At 61.3% G+C, this 23,683-nt stretch carries 26 protein-coding genes; 10 read left to right on the forward strand and 16 right to left on the reverse strand.

What is annotated here, in order from left to right; translation table 11 throughout:
* Positions 1–37: 37 nt before the first annotated feature.
* On the forward strand, positions 38–985 hold the full coding sequence (gene gshB / locus AC1DYF_RS07845) for a glutathione synthase (protein WP_477876138.1): 948 nt from the start codon (positions 38–40) through the stop codon (positions 983–985).
* Positions 986–1,147: 162 nt separating this feature from the next.
* Here gshB and AC1DYF_RS07850 read toward each other — a convergent pair whose 3' ends face one another.
* A complete protein-coding gene (locus tag AC1DYF_RS07850; RefSeq protein ID WP_477876139.1) occupies positions 1,148–1,381 on the reverse strand; it encodes a hypothetical protein in 234 nt (77 codons plus the stop codon).
* A gap of 571 nt (positions 1,382–1,952) precedes the next feature.
* Between AC1DYF_RS07850 and AC1DYF_RS07855 the strand changes: the two genes are divergently transcribed.
* Together AC1DYF_RS07855 and AC1DYF_RS07860 are read left to right on the forward strand one after the other, a co-directional pair.
* Positions 1,953–3,485, forward strand: coding sequence for a YifB family Mg chelatase-like AAA ATPase (locus tag AC1DYF_RS07855; protein ID WP_477876140.1), 1,533 nt, complete (start codon positions 1,953–1,955; stop codon positions 3,483–3,485).
* 14 nt (positions 3,486–3,499) lie between these two features.
* The gene (locus AC1DYF_RS07860; RefSeq protein ID WP_477876141.1) at positions 3,500–3,946 is read left to right on the forward strand and encodes a hypothetical protein; all 447 of its coding nucleotides are present in this window, start codon (positions 3,500–3,502) and stop codon (positions 3,944–3,946) included.
* Here the strand turns inward: AC1DYF_RS07860 and cysK are convergent.
* From cysK to dut, 4 genes are all read right to left on the reverse strand, one after another.
* Positions 3,943–4,911, reverse strand: a complete 969-nt coding sequence (gene cysK, locus AC1DYF_RS07865) for a cysteine synthase A (RefSeq protein WP_477876142.1) — start codon at positions 4,909–4,911, stop codon at positions 3,943–3,945. The genes AC1DYF_RS07860 and cysK overlap by 4 nt on opposite strands.
* Before the next feature lie 126 nt (positions 4,912–5,037).
* Positions 5,038–5,655, reverse strand: coding sequence for a LysE family translocator (locus AC1DYF_RS07870; RefSeq protein WP_477876143.1), 618 nt, complete (start codon positions 5,653–5,655; stop codon positions 5,038–5,040).
* Between the two features lie 156 nt (positions 5,656–5,811).
* Positions 5,812–6,708: a GNAT family N-acetyltransferase gene (locus AC1DYF_RS07875; RefSeq protein WP_477876144.1), complete on the reverse strand. Its 897-nt coding sequence runs from the start codon at positions 6,706–6,708 to the stop codon at positions 5,812–5,814.
* On the reverse strand, positions 6,705–7,178 hold the full coding sequence (dut, locus tag AC1DYF_RS07880; protein ID WP_477876145.1) for a dUTP diphosphatase: 474 nt from the start codon (positions 7,176–7,178) through the stop codon (positions 6,705–6,707). Before dut ends, AC1DYF_RS07875 begins: the two co-directional genes overlap by 4 nt.
* A gap of 91 nt (positions 7,179–7,269) precedes the next feature.
* Here dut and AC1DYF_RS07885 point away from each other — a divergent pair, with 91 nt between their 5' ends.
* On the forward strand, positions 7,270–8,853 hold the full coding sequence (locus tag AC1DYF_RS07885; RefSeq protein WP_477876146.1) for a peptide chain release factor 3: 1,584 nt from the start codon (positions 7,270–7,272) through the stop codon (positions 8,851–8,853).
* A 369-nt stretch (positions 8,854–9,222) separates the two neighbouring features.
* Here the strand turns inward: AC1DYF_RS07885 and AC1DYF_RS07890 are convergent, their stop codons facing one another.
* The 3 genes from AC1DYF_RS07890 to AC1DYF_RS07900 form a co-directional block, all read right to left on the reverse strand.
* Positions 9,223–9,807 carry an IMPACT family protein gene (locus AC1DYF_RS07890; RefSeq protein ID WP_477876147.1) on the reverse strand — a complete coding sequence of 195 codons (585 nt, stop codon included), beginning with the start codon at positions 9,805–9,807 and terminating at the stop codon, positions 9,223–9,225.
* Between the two features lie 43 nt (positions 9,808–9,850).
* Positions 9,851–10,795 carry a threonine/serine dehydratase gene (locus AC1DYF_RS07895; RefSeq protein ID WP_477876148.1) on the reverse strand — a complete coding sequence of 315 codons (945 nt, stop codon included), beginning with the start codon at positions 10,793–10,795 and terminating at the stop codon, positions 9,851–9,853.
* A 240-nt stretch (positions 10,796–11,035) separates the two neighbouring features.
* Positions 11,036–11,920, reverse strand: a complete 885-nt coding sequence (locus AC1DYF_RS07900; protein WP_477876149.1) for a LysR substrate-binding domain-containing protein — start codon at positions 11,918–11,920, stop codon at positions 11,036–11,038.
* A 106-nt stretch (positions 11,921–12,026) separates the two neighbouring features.
* Between AC1DYF_RS07900 and AC1DYF_RS07905 the strand changes: the two genes are divergently transcribed.
* A complete protein-coding gene (locus tag AC1DYF_RS07905; protein ID WP_477876150.1) occupies positions 12,027–12,734 on the forward strand; it encodes a glutathione S-transferase family protein in 708 nt (235 codons plus the stop codon).
* A 50-nt stretch (positions 12,735–12,784) separates the two neighbouring features.
* Here the strand turns inward: AC1DYF_RS07905 and AC1DYF_RS07910 are convergent, their stop codons facing one another.
* Positions 12,785–13,156, reverse strand: coding sequence for a VOC family protein (locus AC1DYF_RS07910; RefSeq protein WP_477876151.1), 372 nt, complete (start codon positions 13,154–13,156; stop codon positions 12,785–12,787).
* 201 nt (positions 13,157–13,357) lie between these two features.
* On the opposite strand from AC1DYF_RS07910, the gene AC1DYF_RS07915 reads away from it, so the two are divergent.
* Positions 13,358–14,341: an NAD-dependent epimerase/dehydratase family protein gene (locus AC1DYF_RS07915; protein WP_477876152.1), complete on the forward strand. Its 984-nt coding sequence runs from the start codon at positions 13,358–13,360 to the stop codon at positions 14,339–14,341.
* On the opposite strand, the gene AC1DYF_RS07920 is transcribed toward AC1DYF_RS07915, so the two are convergent.
* The 6 genes from AC1DYF_RS07920 to AC1DYF_RS07945 form a co-directional block, all read right to left on the reverse strand.
* Positions 14,326–15,297, reverse strand: a complete 972-nt coding sequence (locus AC1DYF_RS07920; protein ID WP_477876153.1) for a sugar phosphate isomerase/epimerase family protein — start codon at positions 15,295–15,297, stop codon at positions 14,326–14,328. The genes AC1DYF_RS07915 and AC1DYF_RS07920 overlap by 16 nt on opposite strands.
* Positions 15,294–16,169 (reverse strand): phosphotransferase family protein, encoded by an 876-nt coding sequence (locus AC1DYF_RS07925; protein WP_477876154.1) that lies wholly within the window; start codon positions 16,167–16,169, stop codon positions 15,294–15,296. Before AC1DYF_RS07925 ends, AC1DYF_RS07920 begins: the two co-directional genes overlap by 4 nt.
* A complete protein-coding gene (locus AC1DYF_RS07930; RefSeq protein ID WP_477876155.1) occupies positions 16,169–16,573 on the reverse strand; it encodes a GFA family protein in 405 nt (134 codons plus the stop codon). The genes AC1DYF_RS07925 and AC1DYF_RS07930 overlap by 1 nt, the downstream gene beginning before the upstream one ends.
* A gap of 4 nt (positions 16,574–16,577) precedes the next feature.
* Positions 16,578–17,186, reverse strand: a complete 609-nt coding sequence (locus AC1DYF_RS07935) for a glutathione S-transferase family protein (protein WP_477876156.1) — start codon at positions 17,184–17,186, stop codon at positions 16,578–16,580.
* Between the two features lie 124 nt (positions 17,187–17,310).
* A complete protein-coding gene (locus tag AC1DYF_RS07940; RefSeq protein WP_477876157.1) occupies positions 17,311–18,252 on the reverse strand; it encodes a class I SAM-dependent methyltransferase in 942 nt (313 codons plus the stop codon).
* Between the two features lie 141 nt (positions 18,253–18,393).
* Positions 18,394–19,305, reverse strand: a complete 912-nt coding sequence (locus AC1DYF_RS07945; protein WP_477876158.1) for a pirin family protein — start codon at positions 19,303–19,305, stop codon at positions 18,394–18,396.
* A 240-nt stretch (positions 19,306–19,545) separates the two neighbouring features.
* Here AC1DYF_RS07945 and AC1DYF_RS07950 point away from each other — a divergent pair, with 240 nt between their 5' ends.
* The 4 genes from AC1DYF_RS07950 (at position 19,546) to AC1DYF_RS07965 (ending at position 22,326) form a co-directional block, all read left to right on the forward strand.
* The gene (locus tag AC1DYF_RS07950) at positions 19,546–19,974 is read left to right on the forward strand and encodes a hypothetical protein (protein ID WP_477876159.1); all 429 of its coding nucleotides are present in this window, start codon (positions 19,546–19,548) and stop codon (positions 19,972–19,974) included.
* 397 nt (positions 19,975–20,371) lie between these two features.
* Positions 20,372–21,190, forward strand: a complete 819-nt coding sequence (locus AC1DYF_RS07955; RefSeq protein ID WP_477876160.1) for a class II glutamine amidotransferase — start codon at positions 20,372–20,374, stop codon at positions 21,188–21,190.
* A gap of 81 nt (positions 21,191–21,271) precedes the next feature.
* Positions 21,272–21,922: a DUF433 domain-containing protein gene (locus AC1DYF_RS07960; protein ID WP_477876161.1), complete on the forward strand. Its 651-nt coding sequence runs from the start codon at positions 21,272–21,274 to the stop codon at positions 21,920–21,922.
* On the forward strand, positions 21,919–22,326 hold the full coding sequence (locus AC1DYF_RS07965) for a DUF5615 family PIN-like protein (protein WP_477876162.1): 408 nt from the start codon (positions 21,919–21,921) through the stop codon (positions 22,324–22,326). The genes AC1DYF_RS07960 and AC1DYF_RS07965 overlap by 4 nt, the downstream gene beginning before the upstream one ends.
* 1 nt (position 22,327) lies before the next feature.
* Here AC1DYF_RS07965 and coaBC read toward each other — a convergent pair whose 3' ends face one another.
* The gene (gene coaBC, locus AC1DYF_RS07970; protein ID WP_477876163.1) at positions 22,328–23,536 is read right to left on the reverse strand and encodes a bifunctional phosphopantothenoylcysteine decarboxylase/phosphopantothenate--cysteine ligase CoaBC; all 1,209 of its coding nucleotides are present in this window, start codon (positions 23,534–23,536) and stop codon (positions 22,328–22,330) included.
* Positions 23,537–23,683 lie beyond the last annotated feature (147 nt).

Raw genomic sequence — 23,683 nt, forward strand, 5'->3', positions numbered from 1 at the left:
ATCATCCGCACGCATTCAGGGGCAGGAGAGCATTCCCATGGCAAAGATCAAGAACGTCGCCGTGCAGATGGACCATGTGTCCTCGATCAACATCACCGGCGATTCCACCTTTGCCATGAGCCTCGAAGCTCAGACCCGCGGCTACAATCTCTTCCACTATACGCCAAGCCGCCTCTCCATGCGCGACGGCAAGATTATCGCCACTGTCGAGCCGATGACGCTGCGCGATGTCAAGGGCGACCACTATACGCTCGGCGCGCCGGAGCGCGTGGATCTGTCAACGATGGATGTGGTGCTGCTCCGCCAGGACCCGCCCTTCGACATGGCCTATATCACGTCGACGCATCTGCTCGAGCGCATCCATCCGAAGACGCTCGTGGTCAATGATCCCAACTGGGTGCGCAATTCGCCGGAAAAGATCTTCGTCACCGAATTCGCCGACCTGATGCCGAAGACGCTGATCACCCGCGATCCCGCGGAGATCGCCGCCTTCCGTGCCGAAATGGGCGACATCATCCTGAAGCCGCTTTACGGCAATGGCGGCGCCGGCGTCTTTCACTCGTCGCGTGACGACCGCAATTTCACCTCACTGCTCGAAATGTTCAACCAAATGTTCCGCGAACCGTTCATCGCCCAGCAATACCTGCCCGACGTCCGCAAAGGCGACAAGCGCATCATCCTGATCGACGGCGAGCCCGCCGGCGCCATCAACCGCGTGCCGTCCGAGACCGACAGCCGCTCCAACATGCATGTCGGCGGCCGGGCTGAAAAGACTGAACTCACCGAACGCGAACAGGAAATCTGCCGCCGCATCGGCCCCGCGCTCCGTGAACGCGGCTTCATCCTCGTAGGCATCGATGTGATCGGGGATTATATGACCGAGATCAACGTGACCTCGCCGACCGGCATCCGCGAAGTGCGGAAATTCGGCGGTGCCGATATTGCGGCATTGTTCTGGGATGCTGTCGAGAGACGGCGGGGTTGAGGGCAATCGCGGCGGTTCCACGGCCGCCTCTGCTGCCGCTTTAAAATTCTCTGCAAACTTGCTGCGCCGGCCTACAATTTTGTTCGCTTGTCGTTCTTTTTTGTGACTTGGCCTGCCGAAATCTGCAAGATCGGAAGCGGCTGTCGCAGCCGTGGTCGGTGATTACTTAGGCAGCATGTTCCGACCTGCGCCCCTGATGGCCAAGCTCGCGTCCGACATGCTTACGAGCAGGCCGGCGGCAATGGCGCTGTCGAGTGCCCTCGTATAGTCGGCCCCCTTGAGCAGGTGTCTCCTGGCATGGCTCTCCACGGCGCTTCTCGTAGCAGTGGGGGATACGCCGTAGCGGCGATTATAAAAGGCATCGAGAATGATTTGGTGTTGTTCGTTGAATTTCACAATGATTCTCCAATCACAAAAACTCTATCATAAATTGAACCACTTGGATATGGACAAAGTTAAGGGTGTTGACTATGAACCAAGATGGTATCAAGCCGATTTATCGCAGCCTTGTTCATACCACGCTCCGTTTCCGCCGTTGGCAAATTAGCTGTTCGTCGGGTGGTCGGTGGTGGCAGCGCGCGGTGGACGACTTCCCCGGACGTTGACGAGATGTTCACTCATCTCGTGCCGATTTCTGGCGTTGCATCAAGCACAACAGCATCCATGTCGCTGAAGACGCTCATGCGCCGTCACTATGCGACGGGGCCGGCTGGCATCAAGCCGGCGGAAAACTCAATGTGCCCGGCAATATTACAATTTGCGATGCTGACCTGCCATGGGTAATTTCCTCCAAGGTGGTTTGGTGTCCGCCCGTTGGTAGGAACGATGCTTTAGGCCAGACACCAGCGGGGCAGATTTTTGTTCGTTCATTGTTCTTGTTTTATTCCTTGACCTGTGTTTAGCTGCAAGCTGTTGCCGTTGACCAGGGAAAGTTGTTTCACGGCAGCATTGAGCAGGGACAGGCCGCATGGTTGGAAGAGTCAGGACGGTTGCATTTCAGGGCATTGAGGGCGTGCCGGTGGATGTGCAGGTGATGTTCGGGCCGGGGAAGATCGCCGTACAGATCGTCGGACTCCCGGACAAGGCCGTGGCTGAGAGCCGTGAACGGGTGCAGGCCGCCATTCATGCCTCCGGCCTTGCGATGCCGCCGAAAAGGCTGACGGTCAATCTGGCGCCGGCTGATTTGCCCAAAGAGGGCAGTCATTTTGATTTGCCGATTGCGCTGGCGATCATGGCGTCACTTGGCGCGGTGCCGGCTGATGCGTTGGCGGAATTTCTGGTCATCGGCGAGCTCAATCTCGATGGCACGATCGGTCCGGTCGCAGGTGTGCTACCGGCGGCGATCGCGGCCAATGCGATGAACCGGGGCCTGATCTGCCCGCATGAATGCGGACCGGAGGCGGCCTGGGCCGGGCCAGGCTTCAATATCCTAGCTCCGCGCAGCCTGATCGGGCTGGCAAACCATTTCCGCGGCACGCAGGTGTTGACCCGACCCGAGCCTGCGGTCCGCCAGAATCCGGCCAATCTCCCCGATCTCGCCGACATCAAGGGCCAGGAAAGCGCCAAGCGGGCGCTGGAGGTCGCGGCGGCTGGCGGGCATAATCTGTTGATGGTCGGGCCGCCCGGTTCGGGCAAGTCGATGCTGGCGCAGCGTCTGCCCTCGATCCTGCCGCCGCTGACATCAGGCGAATTGCTTGACGTGTCGATGATCCACTCGATCGCCGGCCAGCTTTCCGGCGGCAAGCTGTCGGACCGGCGGCCGTTCCGGGCGCCGCATCATTCCGCCACCATGGCGGCGCTCATCGGTGGTGGAATGAAAGCGCGGCCGGGAGAGGCGTCGCTCGCGCATAATGGCGTGCTTTTCCTCGATGAATTGCCGGAATTCCACCCGCAGGCGCTCGATGCGCTGCGGCAGCCGCTTGAAACCGCCGAATGCGTCATCGCCCGCGCCAACCATCATGTCAGCTACCCCGCCAGGATCCAGCTGATCGCGGCGATGAATCCCTGCCGCTGCGGCATGGCGGGCGAGCCGGGGCATACCTGCCAAAGAGGTCCGCGTTGCGTCAGTGACTATCAGGGCCGGATCTCCGGGCCGCTGCTCGACCGCATCGATATTCGCGTCGACGTGCCGGCCGTCTCGGCCTTCGACCTGATCCGCCCGGCAGCGGCCGAGTCGAGCGCGGTCGTTGCCAAGCGCGTCGCCAATGCGCGGCAATTGCAGCGCGACCGCTTCATCGCCGCCGGCCAGCCGGAGACGGATTGCAATGCCCGGTGCTCGACAATGCTGATCGAAAAGATCGCCGAGCCGGATGCCGGCGGATTGCAGCTGCTGCGCGAAGCAGCCGACCGGATGAAGTTTTCCGCCCGCGGCTATCATCGGATTCTGAAAGTGGCGCGGACGCTCGCCGATCTCGACGGTGCGGCGCATGTCGGCCGCATTCACCTTGCCGAGGCGATTTCATACCGGATTGCTGGTGATCGATTGCTGAGTGCGGCGTGATCGGGGAATGGCCGATGCCGGATTTCATCAGGTTGAGCACGATGTGGGATGCTTGCCCGGGCTCGCCGGAGCCCGAATGCTCCGTTGTGGGGTCGGCGCTAACCCTCCGCTTTCTCCTCGGCCCATGGACGAATGAGGCGGAGCATGACGCGTGGGGAACCTTGACGTTTGCCGGCTGCAGCCGCTGGCGCCTGGGCCGGACGAATGACGAAGGCTGGTATCTCGGGCAGTGCCGCTATAGCGGAGTGGCCCCGGGATGGGGAGAGTTCTACGAAATTACCGGACCTGACGATCGCCGCGACGCGCCGACCGACTGGCGCGCGCTGAAAGGTGGCGGAGACCGACATTTCCTCTACTATTTCAAGGACGAGACCTTCGAGTGCCTCGCATCGGACTGGCGATATGAAGGGGCCAGCATGGGGCCGGCCCAAATCGGTCGTCGTAAAAGCTGGCCGAATTAACCGCCCAATCCATCGAACAGCACGGTCGACAGATAGCGTTCGGCAAACGAGGGAATGATCACGACGATATTCTTGCCGGCATTTTCCTCGCGCTGTCCGACCTTGATCGCCGCCGTCAGTGCCGCGCCGGAGGAAATGCCGACCGGCACGCCTTCGAGTTTTGCCACCAACCGGGCATTGGCGAAGGCGTCGTCGTTGGTGACGGTGACGACTTCGTCATAAACAGATGTGTCGAGGATTGCCGGGGCGAAGCCGGCGCCGATGCCCTGGATCTTGTGCGGGCCGGGATTACCGCCGGAGAGGATTGGCGAATCCGCCGGTTCAACGGCGACCACTTTGATCGACGGTTTTTTTGCCTTCAGCACCTGGCCGGCGCCGGTGATCGTGCCGCCGGTGCCGATGCCGGCAACAAAGATGTCGACCGTACCGTCGGTGTCGTTCCAGATCTCCTCGGCCGTGGTCTTGCGGTGGATTTCCGGATTGGCGGGATTTTCGAACTGTTGCGGGATGATTGCGTCGGGCAGCGTCAACGCCAGTTCCTCGGCCTTGGCGATGGCGCCCTTCATGCCCTTCGAGCCTTCCGTCAGCACCAGCTCGGCGCCGAGCAGCAGCAGCATCTTGCGGCGCTCCACCGACATGGTTTCGGGCATGGTCAGGATCAGCCTGTAGCCTTTGGCGGCCGCGGCGAAGGCGAGTGCGATGCCGGTATTGCCGGAGGTCGGCTCGATCAGCACTGTCTCGCCGGGCTTGATCTTGCCCTGGGCTTCCAGCGATTCGATCATCGCTACGCCGATGCGATCCTTGACCGACGAAATCGGGTTGAAGAATTCGAGCTTGGCCAACAGATTGGCCTTGACCCCCTTCTCCTTCGCCAGCTTGTCCAGCCGCACCAGCGGCGTGTCGCCGATGGTTTCCGTAATCGAATTGTAGATCCGGCCCCGACCGGGCTTGCGTGTTTCCGCCATGGCGTTTCTCCCTGTTGTCGGGAGGAAACTAGGCTGCAAGTGCCGATATTTCCAGAGAGATTTGCATGCGCCAACCGGGTTTGCGGAAATAAACTCCCAAAGGCGGCCAGACGGCAGCGTCTTGCCTCAGTTCGAGCGAAGCGCGATATAGGCCGCTGTGCCGGCCAGGAAGCTGGCCGAGATCCGGTTCACCCGCTTCAGCGCGGCGGGATGGCGGAGGAAATTGCGCGCTTTGGCCGCCAGCAGAATATAGGGAACCGTGACGACCGTCAGCACGATGAAGGTGATCGCGACCAGTTCCAGGTAGCTGGCAAACCGGATCTGGTCGAGACTGACCAGTGTCGGAACCAGTGCCACATAGAAAATCATCGCCTTTGGATTGCCGAGCGTGACGAACAGGCCCGACAGGAAGGAATGCGTGATGGTCCGGCGCGGCACTGTCGTGATATCCGTCTTGATGATGCCGGCGCGCCACATCTTCAGCGCAAGCCAGGCGAGATAGGCGACGCCGAGAAACTTGATGACCAGAAAAACAGTGCCGAAGGCCTGCGCCAGGACGGACAGACCCAGCACCACGGCCGACAGGAAAATGATGTCGCCGAGCATGATGCCAAGCGCCATGGCAAAACTCTCGGCAAAGCCGGCGCCGAGGGCGCGCGCAACCAGCGCCGTGATCCCCGGCCCGGGAATCAGGGCGACGACAAACAAGGCGAAAGCGTAGGCGGCGATGGTGGAAAGCGTCATGGCGGCACTCCAGCTTGGTGCGTATACAGCCATACGCAATCGGCAGCGTCAGGTCAACCACCGAAATAAGAAATTTATGGACATGTTTTAACTATTCCGTATTTTATACGGCTATTTCTTCTTTTCCCGATTGATGATCTGTCACACGAGAAAATGTCAGAAATCCGCCATCGGCGAAAGCATGACTTGCCTGTCCTTCAACACATCCAGAAGCGCGCCTTTGACCATAAGATAGTCGAGCCGGGGCCCTCGCATCGGCACATGCTGCAAGCCGAGCCGATCGGGCGGAAACATTACCTCCACCTCTTCCATTTCGATACCGATTGCCGCGACGATCTCGGCGAGGTTCGGGATCCTGCGGCCGACGACATCGAGCAGCCGGAACCGGCCGTCGACCTCAGCCCATGCGACCACCACATCGACATCAGGCAGATAGCTCAATCGCGCCGCTGGATTGAAGCAGGCGTTGAGCATGAATTCGATTGCGTGGCCTGCGACCGCAAAGCGCTCCGACACCGGTACGCGGGCATCGAGCAGCGCACGGATCAGCGCGGCATCGGCCGGTGCATCGATCGACAACGGCCGCGCGGCAGCGACCGTCGTCTTCGCCGGCCTCGGCACGAGGAAACTCCATTGCGGCACAGAGCGAAAACCGTAGGGCTCGTAAAGCGCCGGCGTTTCGGTGAGTAGCAGACCGGATGCGTAACCCTGGTTTTCAGACCATTGGAAGGCCCGGCGCRTCACATCGCGATAGAGACCGCGGCCACGGTATTCCGGCCTGACGGCACCCGATTGGTAGCCCACGGCCCGAACCGGCTTGCCGTCGACCATCAGCGGCATGGCAAAGGCAGAGAAATTGGCGACGCATTGGCCGCTCTTGTCGAACCAGCCGAATGGCATGGAACTCGGATCGGGGCCGCCGAACCGGTCAACCAGCGTTATGTCCAGCGAGAACGTGTCGAAGATCAGATCCGCCAGCGCCTGGAATGCCGCGGGGTCGTTGAAATAGCCAGCCTTCAGCGTAAGCCCATCCCGCTCGCCCGGGCCTTTCATTGCAACCCGGTCGAGCCGAAGCCGCCGGCGCCGCGCGTTGTCACGCCGGCCAGTGCCCGCTCCTCCATCACAGCCTGGACCACGGGTGCGACGACGAGCTGGGCGATGCGCATGCCGCGCTCGACGACGAATTGCTCCTCGCCGAGATTGATCAGCAGTACATGCACTTCGCCGCGATAATCACTATCGATCGTGCCGGGCGTGTTGAGGCAGGTAATGCCGTGCTTGGCCGCCAGGCCGGAGCGCGGCCTGACCTGCACCTCATAGCCGGGCGGGATTTCCATGACAAAGCCGGTCGGGATCAGCGCCCGGTTGCCGAGCTTCAGTACGATCGGCTTGTCGGCGGGAATGGCGGCGCGGATGTCCATGCCGGCCGCCCCTTCGGTCTCATAGGATGGCAGCGGCAGGTCCTCGGCGTGCGGCAGGCGGACGAGGCCGATAACGGGCGTGATCATGCTTTTCTGGGTCATGGCGCTTTGTTGCGCAGGCGGTGCTGCCGGTCAATTGCAATTGCCGGCCCAAATCGCTAGATAGCCGGCAACCAACAGGATTTTCACGACGATGACAGACGAATTGGCCGAGGCGATTTCCCGCCGCCGCACCTTTGCGATTATCGCGCATCCGGACGCCGGCAAGACGACGCTGACGGAAAAGCTGCTGCTGTTCGGCGGCGCCATCCAGCTCGCCGGCGAAGTCAAGGCGAAGAAGGATCGCATGCAGACCCGCTCGGACTGGATGAAGATCGAGCGCGAGCGCGGCATTTCGGTCGTCACCTCGGTGATGACCTTCGAATATGAAGGCAATGTCTTCAACATTCTCGACACGCCCGGCCACGAGGATTTCGCCGACGACACTTATCGCACGCTGACGGCCGTCGACGCCGCGGTGATGGTGATCGACGCCGCCAAGGGCATCGAGCCGCGGACGCTGAAACTGTTCGAAGTCTGCCGGCTGCGCAACATTCCGATCATCACCTTCATCAACAAGATGGACCGAGAGAGCCGCGACGCTTTCGAGATCCTCGACGAGGTCGAGGAGAAGCTGGCGCTCGATACCGCGCCGCTGACCTGGCCGATCGGCCGCGCCAAGACTTTTTGCGGCTCCTATCACCTGGCGGAAAATAGCGTGCGCGGCTCCGACACCGAGATCGTGCCGGTCTCGGTCAACGGCCCGGAAGCGGTGGCCAACCGGCTGCCCGAAAACGAACGTGACGTTTTCATCGACGAAACCAATCTCGCCAAGGAAGCCTGCAGGCCGTTCGATCGCGACGCCTTCCTCGACGGCCATATGACGCCGGTGCTCTGGGGCTCGGCTCTGAGGAATTACGGCGTCCGCGACCTGATCAATGCGCTCGGCGATTTCGCCCCGCCGCCGCGCGACCAGGTGGCCGATATCCGCACCGTGCATGCGGCCGAAGACAACATGACCGCCTTCGTTTTCAAGATCCAGGCGAACATGGACCCCAACCATCGCGACCGTATCGCCTTTGCCCGCGTCTGCTCCGGCAAGCTGGAGCGCGGCATGAAGGCCCGGCTCGCCCGCACCGGCAAGCAATTGGGTCTGACGGCGCCGCAATTCTTCTTCGCCTCGCAGCGCCAGCTGGCCGACACAGCCTATGCCGGCGATGTGGTCGGCATCCCCAACCACGGCACGCTTCGCATCGGCGATACGTTGACCGAAGGCGAGCAGCTTGTGTTCCAGGGCGTGCCGAACTTCGCGCCGGAAATCCTGCGCCGCGTGCGGCTCGAAGACGCGATGAAGGCGAAGAAGCTCAAAGAAGCGCTGCAGCAGATGGCTGAAGAAGGTGTCGTGCAGCTTTTCTCGCCGGAAGACGGCTCACCCGCAATCGTCGGTGTGGTCGGAGCGCTGCAGCTCGACGTGCTTAAGGAGCGACTGTCAGCGGAATATGGCCTGCCGGTCAGCTTCGAAGTGTCGCGCTTCTCGGTCTGCCGCTGGGTATCGGCCGACAACCCACTCGACCTCGAAAAATTCGTCACCGCCCGGCGCGGCGACATCGCCCGCGATCTCGACGGTGACCCGGTTTTCCTGGCGCAGGACAGCTTTTCGCTGCGCTATGAGTCGGAGCGCTATCCGGCGATTAAGATGGTGGCGATCAAGGAATATCAGGTGGCGAAGGCGGCATGATCCATTGACATCGGAGGGTCGGCTCCAGATGGATATGCATGTCCGGCATTTTATGTTCGGGCTCATATGCGACCTGCAACCAGCGGGCGTCTCGCTCCGACCGGATGTGGACAGACATGACATGAGGCATGTCCAGGTGAAAGACGTCGCCGCCTTGAATGCTCATTGAAATTACGAGATACCGTCGCCATTCACTGTAGGTAACGACGAGTTCCGTTTCCTGGGACCGAAATGTGTATGTGAGCGATTGGAAGAATTCATCGACCTCCGCCTCTAGACCAAATGCGGCTAGCATGTCTGTCCGGTCCGGGAAGCTGTAGGGCGATCGTTCTTTGTGCAGTATGGTCACGGGACTCCCCGCTGGTCTGTTTACTGTGGCGAAAGTCCGGTTCGCCCATTGGTCATATCGGAAATCAAGCGCGACAGAGCCTCGAAGTCGGCTTCTGCAAGACGAATGGTAATGTCTGCGCCTCTCTCGGTAAACCGCTCTTCGAGAAGCTGCACGTCTTTGTGAGCCACCAGTTTCGCTTTTACACGTGCAAGCTCGGAAAATTCGAGACGAACAGCCGCTTCCACTGACGGCTTCACTTCAACCAGAGGCGCGCTCTTGATACAGGCGGCCGCCGTGCCGCCATAGGCGCGCACGAGGCCGCCGCTGCCGAGCAGGATGCCACCGAACCAACGGGTGACGATGACCAGGACTTTATCCAGCGACTGGCCGTCGATTGCCGCGAGAATCGGTTTTCCGGCCGTGCCGCTCGGCTCACCATCGTCGGAAAACCGGTAGGCGGCGCCGATCCGCCAGGCCCAGCAATTGTGACTGGCGTCGACATGACCGTGCATCGCGATCGCAGCCTTTGCTTCCTCATCGCTGGCGATGGGGAACGCCACGGCGAGAAACCTGCTCTTCTTGATAACCTGTTCGAAACAGGCCGATTGTTCTAGCTGGAACATGGCATAGCATTATCGCCGGCATGCCGCGAAGCAAGGTGCCGTCTCAATCGAATTTCACCGCCGTCGTGTTCGACCCGCAGACCAGCACGGCGACGCGCTCGTCCTTCTCCGGTCTATAACGGCCGGAGAGGATCGCGGCCAAAGCGGCGGCGCCGCCCGGTTCTGTGACCACACGGACATGATCCCAGAGCGCCCTCTGCGCCGCGCGGATCGCGTCGTCGGTGACCAGAACGGAGAGGCCGACATGCTTCTGTGCGATGGGAAACATCAGCTGGCCGACCTGCTTCGGCGCCAGAGAATCCGCCGCAACGCCGCCCGCCGGCGCGTCGACCGGATGGCCGGCTTCGAGGGCGTGGTTGAGTGTCGGCGCCTCTTCCGGCTCGACAGCGACAACACGGATGCGGCTCTGATACCAAGCGGCGATGCCGCCGATCAGCCCACCGCCGCCGACGGCGACCAGCAGCGTGTCGATATCGGGAAGGTCCGCCTCGATCTCCTTGCCGAGCGTGCCCTGGCCAATCAGTGTCTCGGGCTGGTCATAGGCGTGGATCTGCATGGCACCGGATTGCGCGGCAAAATCCTGGCTGGCGGCGAGCGCGTCTGCATAACGGTCGCCGCCGATGACGAGATCGGCGCCAAAGCTTTTGATCCGGTCTGTCTTGGCCTGAGGGCTGATCGACGGGACGAAGATCGTTGCCTTGATGCCGCGCTTCATCGCGGCATAGGCCACGGCTGCGCCATGATTGCCGCCGGAGGCCGCTACGACACCGGCAGGCGGCACGTCGCGGGTCAGGAGATTGGTGAAGGCGCCGCGCGCCTTGAAGGAGCCGGAATGCTGCAGGCATTCGAGCTTGAGGTCGAGCGGTCCGCCGAAAAGCCCGAAATCCTCCATGGCAACCGTCATCACAGGCGTATGGCGGATATGCGGCCGGATCAACGTCTCGGCTGCGATGATGCGTTCGGGAGTGATGTCGGTGATATCGGTCACGATTCTGGCCTCGCGGAGATTGATATTACTTCGTTACTTGGCAAAAAACGAAATGCAAGATGCCGACCTCTACAAAGCGCCGGCAGGGACAAAAGACCAGCCGTTCTCGAGTGGCTCAAGGACCCACACATGTCCCGCCACAGCTTGACGGCGATCCGGTCGAGGACGGCGTCTGCGCGCTCTACATCGCCGAAAAGTCCTGCGTCGGGCAGGCGACGCTGAGCGAATATAGGCGTGAATCTAGTCACCCAGCCGTTCCTGCAGGAAATCGACGACGGCGCGTACGGCCGGCAACTGGCCGCGGCGATGGGGCATCAGGATGGTTGTCGTCACGCTGCCGGCTGTCCAATCCGGCAGCAGGTGGACAAGCGTGCCATCCTCAAGTGCGGGACGGCAGATGGAGGTCGGCAGGCAGGTGATGCCAATGCCTGCAGCGGCGGCTTTCAGCAGTACGAAAGGTTCGTCGGCGGCGAGCACCGGCTGGAGATCAAGAGTAATCTTTTCGCCCTCATCGCTCTCCAGCCGCCATGTGACATCGCTGGCGCCAGCGGCGATGATGCGATGCGATACCAGATCTTCCGGCTGCATCGGCGCACCATGGCGCGCAAGATAATCCCGTGAGGCGACCACCAGGAAAGCATGTGTTGCGAGCCGCCGCTGCACCAGCGCCGAATCCGGCAGCGGTTGGACATGGCTGCGGATCGCCAGATCAAACCCTTCCTGCACGATATCGACGAAGCGGTCGGTGACATGCAGCGACAGAACGAGCTTGGGATAAAGCTCAGAAAGTTCCGGCAGGTGCGGGGCAAGCGTGAACTGGGCCGTCGGGACCGAGGTGGTGAGCCGCACCGTGCCGCTCGGCTCGCCGAGATGAGTGCGGACGAGATTTTCGGCATTCTCCGCCTCGATGACCGAAGCACGCGCATGCTGGAAGAAATCGCGGCCAAGCTCGGTCAACGAAAAACTGCGCGACGTGCGATGGACGAGGCGGACGCCCAGCTGCGCTTCAAGCTCCGCCACCCTTTTGCTGACCGTCGATTTGGGAATGCCGAGGCGCTTGCCGGCGGCGGTGAAGCCGCCGCTTTCGATCGCCTGAACGAAAATCTGCAGATCGTTGAGATTCATTGTCTACATCTGTGGACATTGCTGTGCAAATTGAACGTCTTCTGCTCCAGCTTCCACGAAAGCATATAGATCGGGTCGATATCAATCAACCCGAAAGGAATGACCGATGCCCCTGACCCTGTTCTATGGCGTGCCGGAAGGCTGCTCGTTCGGTTCGATCGTGGCGCTCGAATGGTCCGGCGCCAAATACCATCTCTGCCGCGTCGACATGCCGAAGGTCGTCTCCAGCGAGGATTTCAAGCGGATCAATCCCATTGGCGAGACGCCGTCGCTGATGCTGCCGGATGGCAGCACTCTCAGCGAGAGCATGGCGATCCTGCACCATATTTCGGTCAAGGCGCGCAGCAAGGGCCTCGGCTTCGAGCCGGCATCGCCGGAGGACGACCGCCTGCACCAGATGCTGGCCTTTCTCAACACCAGCTTCTTCGGCGCCTTCAGCCCGCTCTGGTATTCGTTCGAGCATTCGCTCGATCCTGGGGCGAAGCAGGCACTGCGGAACTATGGCGTCAAGAAAGTCGAAAAGCGGCATGCCCAGCTCGAAGCGCTGCTTGGCGATCGCAAATGGCTGGTTGGCGACACGAAGAGCCTGGCAGATGCCTATTTTATCGGGATCGCCCGCTGGAATGATTTCCACCAGGTGGTCGACCGCCGGAAATTTACCGGGCTCAACAGTCTCTACGAACGTCTGCTCGAAGATCCGGCCGTACGTTTTGCCCATGCAATCGAGCATGGGGAGCCTGCGCAAAGCAGCGGCGGCTTCCAGGGACATGTGGGTCTCGATGAGGTGCTTGGACAGATGCAACAGGCAGCCTGACAGGCGCATCAACGGAGACAGGCCCGGCATTCGGATGCCGGGCCGGCAGACTATTCCGGCTTGTGGCAGACAACTTCGAGATTGTTGCCGTCCAGATCGATGACGAAGGCGGCGTAATAATGCTCGTGGTAATCCGGGCGCGGGCCGGGTCCACCATTGTCCTTGCCACCGGCCGCCATTGCCGCCTTGTAGAAGGCATCGACGGAAGCGCGATCCGGGCTGGTCAGCGCCAGATGCACGGATGATACAGTCGCTTCACCCTCCGCCTCGCCGAGCCAGAGCGGCGCCTCGTTCGGCTTGCCGAAACCGACCGCGACGCCAAAATCCATCTGCTTGCTAGCGCCGAGCGGCGCGAGCACGGCTTCATAAAAGGCTGTCATTTCCTTCAGTCGCTTGGTCCTGAGACCGACATGATCGAGCATGGTTTCCTCCATTTGCCGACGGCCCGCACCATAGCGGCGCTGGTGCCAGTTTCTGTCAGGGTGTGGTGTCACTCCTGCTTGGCGGCTTGGCCAATTCAGGCACGCATGCCGAGCTCGAATCTGATCCAGTTTTTCTGAATTGTCCAACCGCCGAAGCGACTGCTAGGGTCCGCCATAGTCATGGTGGAAGGAATTGATTTCATGACGATATTGGTTACAGGCAGTGCCGGCCATCTGGGCGAAGCGCTGATGCGGACATTGAGGGGCGCGGGCCAGCCGGTGCGCGGCATCGACATCAAAGCCTCGGATTTCACCGACCATACCGGCTCGATCACCGACCGCGACACCGTGCGGCAGGCCATGGGCGGCGTCGAGGTCGTGTTGCACACCGCGACGCTGCACAAGCCGCATGTTGCCACGCACAGCTACGACGCCTTCGTCCAGACCAACATAGCCGGCACGCTCAATCTCCTGGAGGAGGCGCTGGCTGTCGGCGTCCGCGCCTTCGTCTTCACCAGCACGACCAGCACTTTCGGCGCGGCACTTTCCCCTTCGCCAGATCAGCCCGCGGCCTGGATCGACGAAAGCGTCACGCCGGTGCCGAAGAATATCTACGGCGTGACCAAGGCCGCGGCCGAGGGGCTCTGCGAACTCTTCCATCGGCGGCACAAGCTGCCGGTGATCATTCTCCGCACGTCCCGCTTCTTTCCTGAGGAAGACGACGATCCGGACGTTCGCGGCCTGTTCAGCAAGGAAAATTCGCAAGCCAATGAACTGCTCTACCGCCGAGCCGATATTGCCGACATCGTCTCTGCACATCTGCTCGCGGCAGAAAAGGCGGGCGTGATCGGCTTCGGGCGTTATATCATTTCGGCGACGACGCCATTCTCGAGAGATGACCTCGCCGATCTGCGTGGCGGCGGCGTGAATGTGGTCGAGCGGCTCTTCCCCGGCGCTGCAGCGCTCTATACCAAGGCCGGCTGGACGATGTATTCCGATTTCGACCGGGTCTATGACAACCGCGCCGCCCGCGAAGCACTGGGCTGGCAACCCCGTCACGATTTCGCTCATGTGCTGGCATCATTGCGGGCGGGCCGCGATTTCCGCAGCGCGCTCTCGATCGAGATCGGCAGCAAAGGTTACCACGACGAGGTGTTCGCCGACGGCCCCTATCCGACCGCCTGAAGCGATGAGCGATAACCGGTGACGGCGAGCTCGGCGAGCGTCTGCTTGAACGAGGCGAGGCCGCGGATCAGGGCATCTTGTTCGAGGCGGACGAGATCCTGCGGCGCGACGTTCGACTGGTCCAGAACCAGGAAGGCAGGGTCGAAGGGCGGCTCGGCATAGGTGAACGCGCCTTCGCCAAGCACGACGCCTTCGAGCGGTTGCCGCCCGGCCTGGATCGGCGCGCTATAGGCCCAGACATTCTCGAAAGTAATGCGCCGCAGCCCATGCTCAAGCAGCCGCCGCGTCAATTCCTTGACTGGCAGGGCGCCCTCGCCGATCGGCACGCCGGCCACGGTCAGCCGTCCGGCATGTTCGGGCCGCACCATCATGTGGTCCTTGACATGGACGGAATGGACATGCGGCAGCACGGCGTCGAGCGCGGCTTCCGGATCCTCCAGCACCATTTGCGAATTGCCGTAGTCATAGAGGATTTTCAGTCTGTCGTGGCCGACGGCCTCGACGATCTGCGTCAGTTCCGGACCGGTGAAATCCTCGTGGTTTTCGATGACCAGCACGATGCCGGCCCGTTCCGCATCCGGCATGACGGCGCGGAGATCGGCGATGGTGCGCTCCATCATCTCGGTCGGCGTGCCGCGATGGCGGGTGTAGAGCCGCATGCTCTGCGCGCCCATGCTTTCGGCGACGCCGATCAGGGTGCGGAGATGCGTGGGCTCGGTGCCGCTGGTGTCGATTTCGAGGCTCAGGCCGGAACGGGCCAGCCGCTCGCGCACCCGATCCATCCGTTCCGGCTCCCTGCCGCCGAGATGACGATAATTCTCATCGTTGAGCGACAGGTTGATGCCGGTGAAGCCGAGGCTTTCCATCGTGTCGATATAGGCGATCGCGTCAAAGCCCGGCGCGTGGCGGAAATGGTGCCACATGCTGAAGCAATGTGCGGCAAGATCGATGATCATGGCGTCTCCTCGACATGGGCAAGCTCGGCAAGCATGGCGGCGTGGTAGCGGTCGTGGAGTTGGCTGTCTTCGCCGGCGCCCTGATAACGCAGGCAGCAATAGGCGGCCATGCGAAAGGCGAAATAGGGGCGGAGCGCCCGATACCGCTGGCGCACTGCCGGCATGGCCAATGCGTCGAAAAAGCCGTCCGTGCCGGCGAGCGGCATCCGCTCGTTGAGGATCTGGAAGGCTGGCGAGAGGAAGGCATAGACATCTTCCGCCAGGTCGCCCTCTGCCGGGCATTGCCAATCGATCAGCCTGAGGTTTTCGCCCGAACCAACCAGGTTGCCGGCACCGATATCGGTGTGGATCAAGGACATTTTGGCGGGCGGCGCGATGTCGATCGGCTGCGGCCGGGCGGCTCGCAGGCGCGCACTCAGCACGTCATCGCCACATCTCGCCAGAAGGCCGTCGCCCTGCTGCAGAATGTCCTTCGGCCGCCGAGGAACCTGGCGGAAACCGGCCGGATCGGCGCGCTCCTTGCGCCGGAGCAGGTCGGCGACCGCCGCCAGGTCGCCAGACCAGAGATCACCCTCGGCATAGCCGTAGACGAGGATTTTCTCCTCCGGCCAGAAACCCATCGGCTCCGGCGCGACGCCAAGCCCTTGCAACCGTTCGAGAGTGGCAGCCTCCGCCTCCGGCAGATTCGGGAACAATGAATTGGGCAGAACTTCCCTATAGCGCTTCAGGACAAACCGGCCTTCCGCAGAAGTGACCTTCATCACCAGGTTCCAGTAACCGCCGCGGAGGATGGAAATCTCGAACGGCGGCGCAAAACCATGAGATGAGAGGAAATCGGCTGCCTGGTCGATCCCGAAAGCAGCCTCGGCCATCAGTCGCCCTCGGAGCGCGGCAGGCCGGAAATGTCGTCGACCCAGGGCAGAGCCGAGCTGCACCATTTCTGCCGCTTCGGGCTGAGCGCGCGTCGCTGGGTGATCGTGCCCACCCTTATGCCCCAGATGGCGGCATCCTCGCCTTCGCCGGTGGTGAACAGCGGCGAGCCGCATTCGGGGCAGAAATATTGCAGCCGCGGACGGCCGTTATCGCCGAATTTCCTGTAGATTTTCGGCGGATTGGCCGTCAGCCTGACATCCTCGGCCCGGGCGCGGGCCGTCACCCGATAGGCCGTGCCGGTCAATTGCTGGCAATCGGTGCAGTGGCAGATCGACACCATGTCCGGATCGATCTCGGCCTCATAGCGCACATGGCCGCAATGGCAGTGACCGTCGATCTGCATGGACTTAACCGAAATGCGCCTGGTGAATCGGGGCGATCAGCGGCCGGGCGGCGACGGTGTCCGCGATAGCTTTCACTTTCGGGCAATTGGCAGCCAGCCAATCCTGGTCCATCCAGAAGGCCAGCATCCAGAGATAGATGTCGGCCGTGGTCACGGTCTCACCGACCAGAAAGGGACCGCTGATCGCATCCTCGATGATCCGGTAATGACGATTGACATAATCTTCGGCGATAGCCTTTACGCTCGCGGCGTCGTCAGAATAGCGGCTCGAATAGGCCTTGCGCAGCTCGCCCTCGTAAATGTTGATCGCCATGAAGATCAGCCAGCGGTCATGCTGCGCACGCGCTGCGGTGCCGGGCAGCGGCGCCAGGCTGGAATGGGGGAAGGCATCGGCCAGATGCAGCATCATGGCCGAGCCCTCGGTCATGACCGAACCATCCGGCAATTGCAATGCCGGCACTTGCTGGCGCGGATTGATCCTGCGGAATTCCTCCGTCAGGTGTTTGCCATCGGCGGTGCTGATCTCAGCCACTTCGTAAGTCGCACCCGCTTCCGCCAGTGCCGCTTCGACCGAGACGCTGCCCGAGCCGGATGATCCATACAGTCTGTACATGCCTGCCTCCCCACACGATGGGCGGCAATCTAATCAAAGCCCGCGCGATGGGAAGGCCCATTTGCGGCGTGGATCAAATTCTTCCGGGGAGAAGCGAGAATCCAGATCCGCCCTCGGCGAATTGTCAGCCGACCGCGTCGGCGGCGCCGAGCGTCGGCACGGGCCGCCAGATTTCCGGGTGCTCATGAAATCCCTCGCCGACCAACGATGTCCAACTGGTCTTCAGCACGTAGCCATAGGTATCAGTGCCGTCGATGCGGCAGAAATCATAGTCATAGCGGATTTCGATACAGCCTTCCGGCGGCTCCTCGACCAGCCAATCGGTGTTGCGGCGCGTATGCCGGTAGAGCGACACGAGACCGGGCGGCGAGGGAGCAAGTCGCATCGTCTCAATAGCCGGAGCGTCGGCCGTCCGTTTCTTCTCGAAAATGCTGTCGGCCAAGTCCTCGTCGTCGCGCGGCAGGAAGCGGCCGCGCTTTCTGAAGACGACGCCGCCAGCCGATGGGACGCGCAGCAGATAGGGCTTGCCGCGGCGATTGAACACATCGACGAAGCCGGCGCTGTCGATGATGTCTGCGCGCAATGTGGTGTAGTTTTCGGCAACCGGCGTTTCGACGAAGCGGTAGGACGCATTGGTGATGACCAGGAGGCCGCCGGGATTGAGGTTCTGATCGAAAAGCTCGATCAGTTCATCGAAGCGGGAGACGGGAAACTGCTCCGCGAAATCGTCGGGAGTCGGAAAAAGACAGAGCACGGCCGAGGCGAAGATCAGATCATAGGGGCCGTGCGCTGCGATTTCCTCTGCAGACGAGGTGAAGACCGTGACGATGTGGCCGACCGAGCGCTGGCTCGTCTCGACCAGCTTGTCATTGATGTCGCAGCCATAGATCTCGTCCTCCGGGAAGAGATAGCGCAACGTCACCAATTCCTCGCCGATCGAGCTGCCGAAGGACAGGATCCGGAGCTTTTCGCCGGGCTTCGTCTCGCGCAACCGGGCGCGCGCTGTCAGCAAATGGCTCGTCTGCCGGAACAATGCGGTGTGGAAATTATGTTGTGCTTTGCGCATGTTCGACTGAAGGCCCGGCTCTTACAGGCGGAATGGCCGCCGTGTTCGAGTTTCCTAAACCATCAAAAACGACATCACAACTACCGGCTCGGCGAGCCGGTAGAATTTTTGGACCGGGCCAAACGCATCAGCGCTGAGCGCTCAGTGCTCCGCCTTGATGAACGTGCCGTTCTGCAGGTCACGCATCGCCTGCATGATCTCTTCACGGGTGTTCATCACGATCGGGCCATGCCAGGCGACCGGCTCCTCGATCGGCTTGCCGGAGACGAGCAGGAAACGGATACCTTCGTCGCCCGCTTGAACGGTGACTTCATCGCCGGTGTCGAAGACGACCAGCGTGCGATTGCCGCTCATGTCGCGGATGTTCAATTCCTCGCCGTTGACTTCCTTCTCGACCTTGACGCCGAACGGTTTCGAGGCGTCGCGGAATGTGCCGGAGCCGGCGAAGATGTAGGCGAAGGCTTTGCGATAGGTGTCGACCGCAAATGTCTTCTTCTTGCCCGGCGGCACGGAGATGTCGAGATAGACCGGCTCGGCGGCAACACCATCGACGGGACCGGTCTTGCCCCAGAAATTGCCGGTGATGACGCGGACAGCCGTGCCGTCATCGTCGACCACGACCGGAATGTCTGCCGACTTGATGTCCTGGTAGCGCGGCGCGGTCATCTTCAGCGATGAGGGCAGGTTGGCCCAGAGCTGGAAGCCGTGCATGCGGCCGGCGAAATCGCCCTTCGGCATTTCCTTGTGCATGATGCCGGACCCGGCCGTCATCCACTGCACGTCGCCGGCGCCCAAAAGGCCGTGATTGCCGAGGCTGTCGCCATGTTCGACCGTGCCAGCCAGCACATAGGTGATGGTTTCGATGCCGCGATGCGGATGCCAGGGAAAGCCGTTTCTATACTTCGCCGGGTCATCATTGCGGAAATCGTCCATCATCAGGAAGGGATCGGTCAGCGACGGATCGCCGAAGCCGAAGACGCGATGCAGATGGACGCCGGCGCCTTCCATGGTCGGCTGGGCGCGGGATTCGGATTTTACGGGGCGGATAGACATGTTCGCTCCTCACTGTTCAACTTGACGTGAATATAGGCTGCGCCGTGTCCCGTGACAGCCGGTGCTGGAAGAACAGAGCGTTCAATATTCTGACTGCCTCCGCTGCAGCGGCGGTACATTGGCCTATCTAGCGCCAAGAGGTGACAACTTGTCACCGGGATGATCTGACAGGAATTCGTTTGTCCAATCAGGGATAAGGAAACGCTCCCGCCCCACTGCGTAACTATGAGAAAGGCACCTATGCTTAGGATCGCAATCATCACATTATCGGCAATCTTGTGGGCCGCTCCTGTGCTCGCTAATGACAACTCTATAGCAGGGCTGAAAGCTGAACCTAAAGTGGCGCAAGCCGAGTTTGAACTCCTGTACAAAAGCGACCCCGTCGATGCGGGTTACGCGCTTGTTCAACTTGCGGCAGCCACGTGCGATCTTCCCGAACAATCGCAAGATCTGCCGATGCTTGTTCGCAGAATGGCGACAGGACGAAATCGAGAGAGGATTGCTGTCGCCACCAGAGCTGTGGTGCTCCTCGGATATCCGGAGCCCGGAGATCACAATGGCATGTGTGAGAAGGCGCGAACTAGCCTCAAACAAATTGAAGCCGCGGCGACGAAGTGCCGTAAAATGCTGAAACATAATTCGTACTTTGGCTTCGCTAGCTGCTTTTGACTATGGCTACGCGATTATCGATCAGTATCAAAAAGGTCATTTCAACAGATTTTCCTCGGAGACCTCGATAACGCGCGGATTACCCCCTCGCATTCCGAAAGATGAACTCGCAGTTGCCAAAATTGTAGGCGGTGAGCGTCGGGGGAACCGCGTGTCACCCTTGGAGGGGTGTGCAGAGATGTGCGACGAAAAGGCGTCAAGATTGACGTCATCCAGTTCCGGGAGAGGGAGCCATTCGAAAGCGGCGAGACAGCAGCGGCCACGCCATCTGTGGATATCGAGCAACGCGCACCTCAGAATGCAGGAATACCACGAGAAATCGACCGAGGTTTACACTTCGTTAACTAAAATGGGGAGATCATTGACATTCAACAGCAAAAGCCTCGCAGGATTTCCCATGTGCCGCTGGGCCGCTTATCGCGGAGATGCATTGTTCATCGAGGACCTGGTTTCCTCGCCCGCCCATTCGCTGGTCGCGCAGTCGCATTCGGCCGTCGAAGCCCGCACCGCCACCAATGGCGACGGTTTCGGCGTCGCCTGGTATGGCGAGCGCGAGACGCCCGGCCTCTACCGCGATATCCTGCCCGCCTGGTCGGACTGCAATCTCAAGAGCCTCGCCAACCAGATCCGCTCGCCGCTTTTCCTCGCTCATGTGCGGGCGGCGACCTCGGGCGGAACGCGGCGGGACAATTGCCATCCCTTCGTGCATGGCAAATGGTCGTTCATGCACAACGGCCAGATCGAGAATTTTGAAAAGCTGCGGCGGCCGCTGGAAATCATGCTGCCGGACGATCTCTATCTCTCCAGGCACGGCACCACCGATTCCGAACTGATCTTCCTGCTCGCCTTCCATTTCGGGCTCGAAAGCGCGCCGCTTTTCGCCTTCCGTGAAACGATCGCCTTCATCGAACGGCTGGCCAGCCATCTCGGCTTCCGGCCGGACGTGCGCTTCACTTCGGCCTTCTCCGACGGCAAGTCGCTCTACGCCGTCCGCTACGCGACCGGCGAAGTGGCGCCGACGCTCTATGCCGCACCGATGGGTGGGGACGGCGGCTATTGCCTGGTGTCGGAGCCGCTGGACGATAACAGGCAGAACTGGATGGCGATCCCGAACGGCAGTGCGGTGGTGATCGGACCGGATGGGCTGGAAGTGTCGGTGTTCGATACCGGCAATGGCGAGCAATGCGACGCCCTGCCCGCTTCCGTGTCAGCGTGATCGGCGCAATCTCATCCAATTGAAAATTCACGGCGCCTGATATATATTCCGATGGATCGGAAGATTAATAGGAATACGGTCGTGAACGATATTGCCCTGCTGAAAAGCACAGAAGCTGCGGTCGTGGCGCGCGTCACGCTTAGAGACATAAACAGAGCGATCGACGAAAGCATCCTGCCGAGCCAGTTCACCTCCTTGGACAATGGGCGACAGATCTGGGCTGGGGCCTGCTGGCTGGTGGGGTTCTATCTGCACAGCGCCGGACGGCTCACCGCCGAGGAGCGAATGAAGGCCATTCACTGGGCAGAGCCGCGGGTGGAGGAAGGCCGGACGATGCCATTGCGGCAATTGGCAGAGCAGGACTGGATCATGCATCACGATTTCCTGACAATCGATCTCCGCCCCTTCGTTGCCGATTCTGCGCGCGCGATGAGCGAATTGGAGGCCGCGCGCGATACCGCCACGTCATCCGATGACGTTCTGGGTGGTACGCTGGTATTTCGCGGCACACGTATCCCAATCTACGACGTGGCGGCCTTATCTGCCTTGGGTCATTCCAATGATGCCATCCTTGCTATGTATCCGGCACTGGACGCCAGGCGCATTGGTCTGGCAAAAATCTATGCTGAAGCCTATCCGCAGCGCGGCCGGCCCAAGGCCGCGACGCAGCTTCCGACAGGTTCCAGGATCATTGCCGACCGCCGCGTCACCCGCCGAAGGCAGGCGAATTGAAATTCCTGATCGACGAATGTCTCAGCCCGGAGCTTGCCAAGGCCGCTCGCCACTCCGGCTACGTCGAATCGAGCCATGTCTTCTGGCTGGGCAAAAGCGGCTGGAAGGACTGGGAGCTGAAACCCTTCATCCTTGACGGCGACTGGACGTTCGTCACGAAGAATTCGGTTGATTTTCGTGGGCCGCCGGACGATCGCGGCTCAGAGGGTCAATATGCCGATGTCGCCATCCATGCGGGCCTGATCTGCCTGAATGGACCGGTCGGCATGAATCTGAGCATGCAGATCGAGCTGTTCGAAGCCGTTCTCGAAGAGCTGGCTGGGGACGCTGACTTGGTGAACCAAGTGCTTGAGGCGCCCCTGGAAGAGGAAGCGATTCATATCCTCAGATATGGATTGCCCTGACCTATGAATTGATCTTCGCAGCGATCATCGCCACCAGCTTCTCCGCCACCTCTGCCTTGTCCATATCCGGCCAATGATCGATACCGTCACGGCTCAAAATCGCAACCCGATTGCGCTTGCCGCCCATGATGCCGGTCTCGGGTGAGACGTCGTTGGCGACGATGAAGTCGGCGCCCTTGCGCTCCAGCTTGGCGCGGGCATTGGCTTCGACATCGCTGGTTTCCGCCGCAAAGCCGATCACCAGTTTCGGGCGTTTCGCGTGATGGCCGACGGTCTTGAGGATATCAGGGTTTTCGGTCAGCGACAGGACCGGCGGCTCGCCATCGGCTTGCTTCTTGATCTTCTGGTCGGCCGCGCTGGCGACGCGCCAGTCGGCGACAGCGGCGACCATGACGGCGATATCGGCCGGCAGAGCAGAGATGACTGCGTCGCGCATTTCCTCGGCGCGTTCGACATGCACGACCTTGACGCCCCTGGGGTCGGCGAGCGTTACCGGGCCGGAGACCAGCGTCACGTCGGCGCCGGCGCGGGCCAAGGCTACGGCGATGGCGTGCCCTTGGGTGCCGGAAGAGCGGTTGGCAATGTAGCGCACCGGATCGATCGGCTCGTGCGTCGGGCCGGAGGTGACGACCGCCTTTTTGCCGGCGAGCGGTCTTGGCGCGGTGTCGAGCAGCTTTTCGACTTCGGCTGCTATATCGAGCGGTTCGGCCATGCGGCCGATGCCGCCTTCGCCGCTTTCGGCCATTTCGCCGCGCATCGGGCCGATGAAATAGGCACCGTCGATCAGCAACTGTTCGGCATTGCGGCTGACGGCCGGATGCGACCACATCTTTGGGTTCATCGCCGGAGCCAGCAGCACCGGTCCATCGGTGGCAAGCAGGATGGTCGAGGCGAGGTCGTCGGCCAGGCCATTGGCCATCTTGCCCATCAGGTCGGCGGTCGCCGGCGCCACCAGGACGAGGTCGCAGTCGCGCGCCAGGCGGACATGGCCGACATCGATCTCGTCGTCGCGCTCGAAGAGATCCGTATGCACCTTGCGGGCGGCGAGCGCGCCGACGGCGAGCGGGGTGACGAATTCCTGCGCCGCCCGGGTCATGACCGGGATGACGGTGGCGCCGCGTTCGCGCAGGCGGCGGATCAGGTCGAGGCTCTTATAGGCTGCGATGCCGCCGGCGATGATCAGAAGAATGCGTTTGTTCTTGAGGATCATTTTCCCGTGCCCCAATTTCGCCTTATCGGCACAAATAGTCGAGCGGGACCGGTTCGGCAATGCGGTAGGATGGCTGCATGGCGACGATATTTCCGCGCCCAACCTTCACAAAGCCAATCAAATCATCCACATAGACTGCAAATGACA

The sequence above is a fragment of the Rhizobium sp. P2_G9 genome (assembly GCF_056403475.1).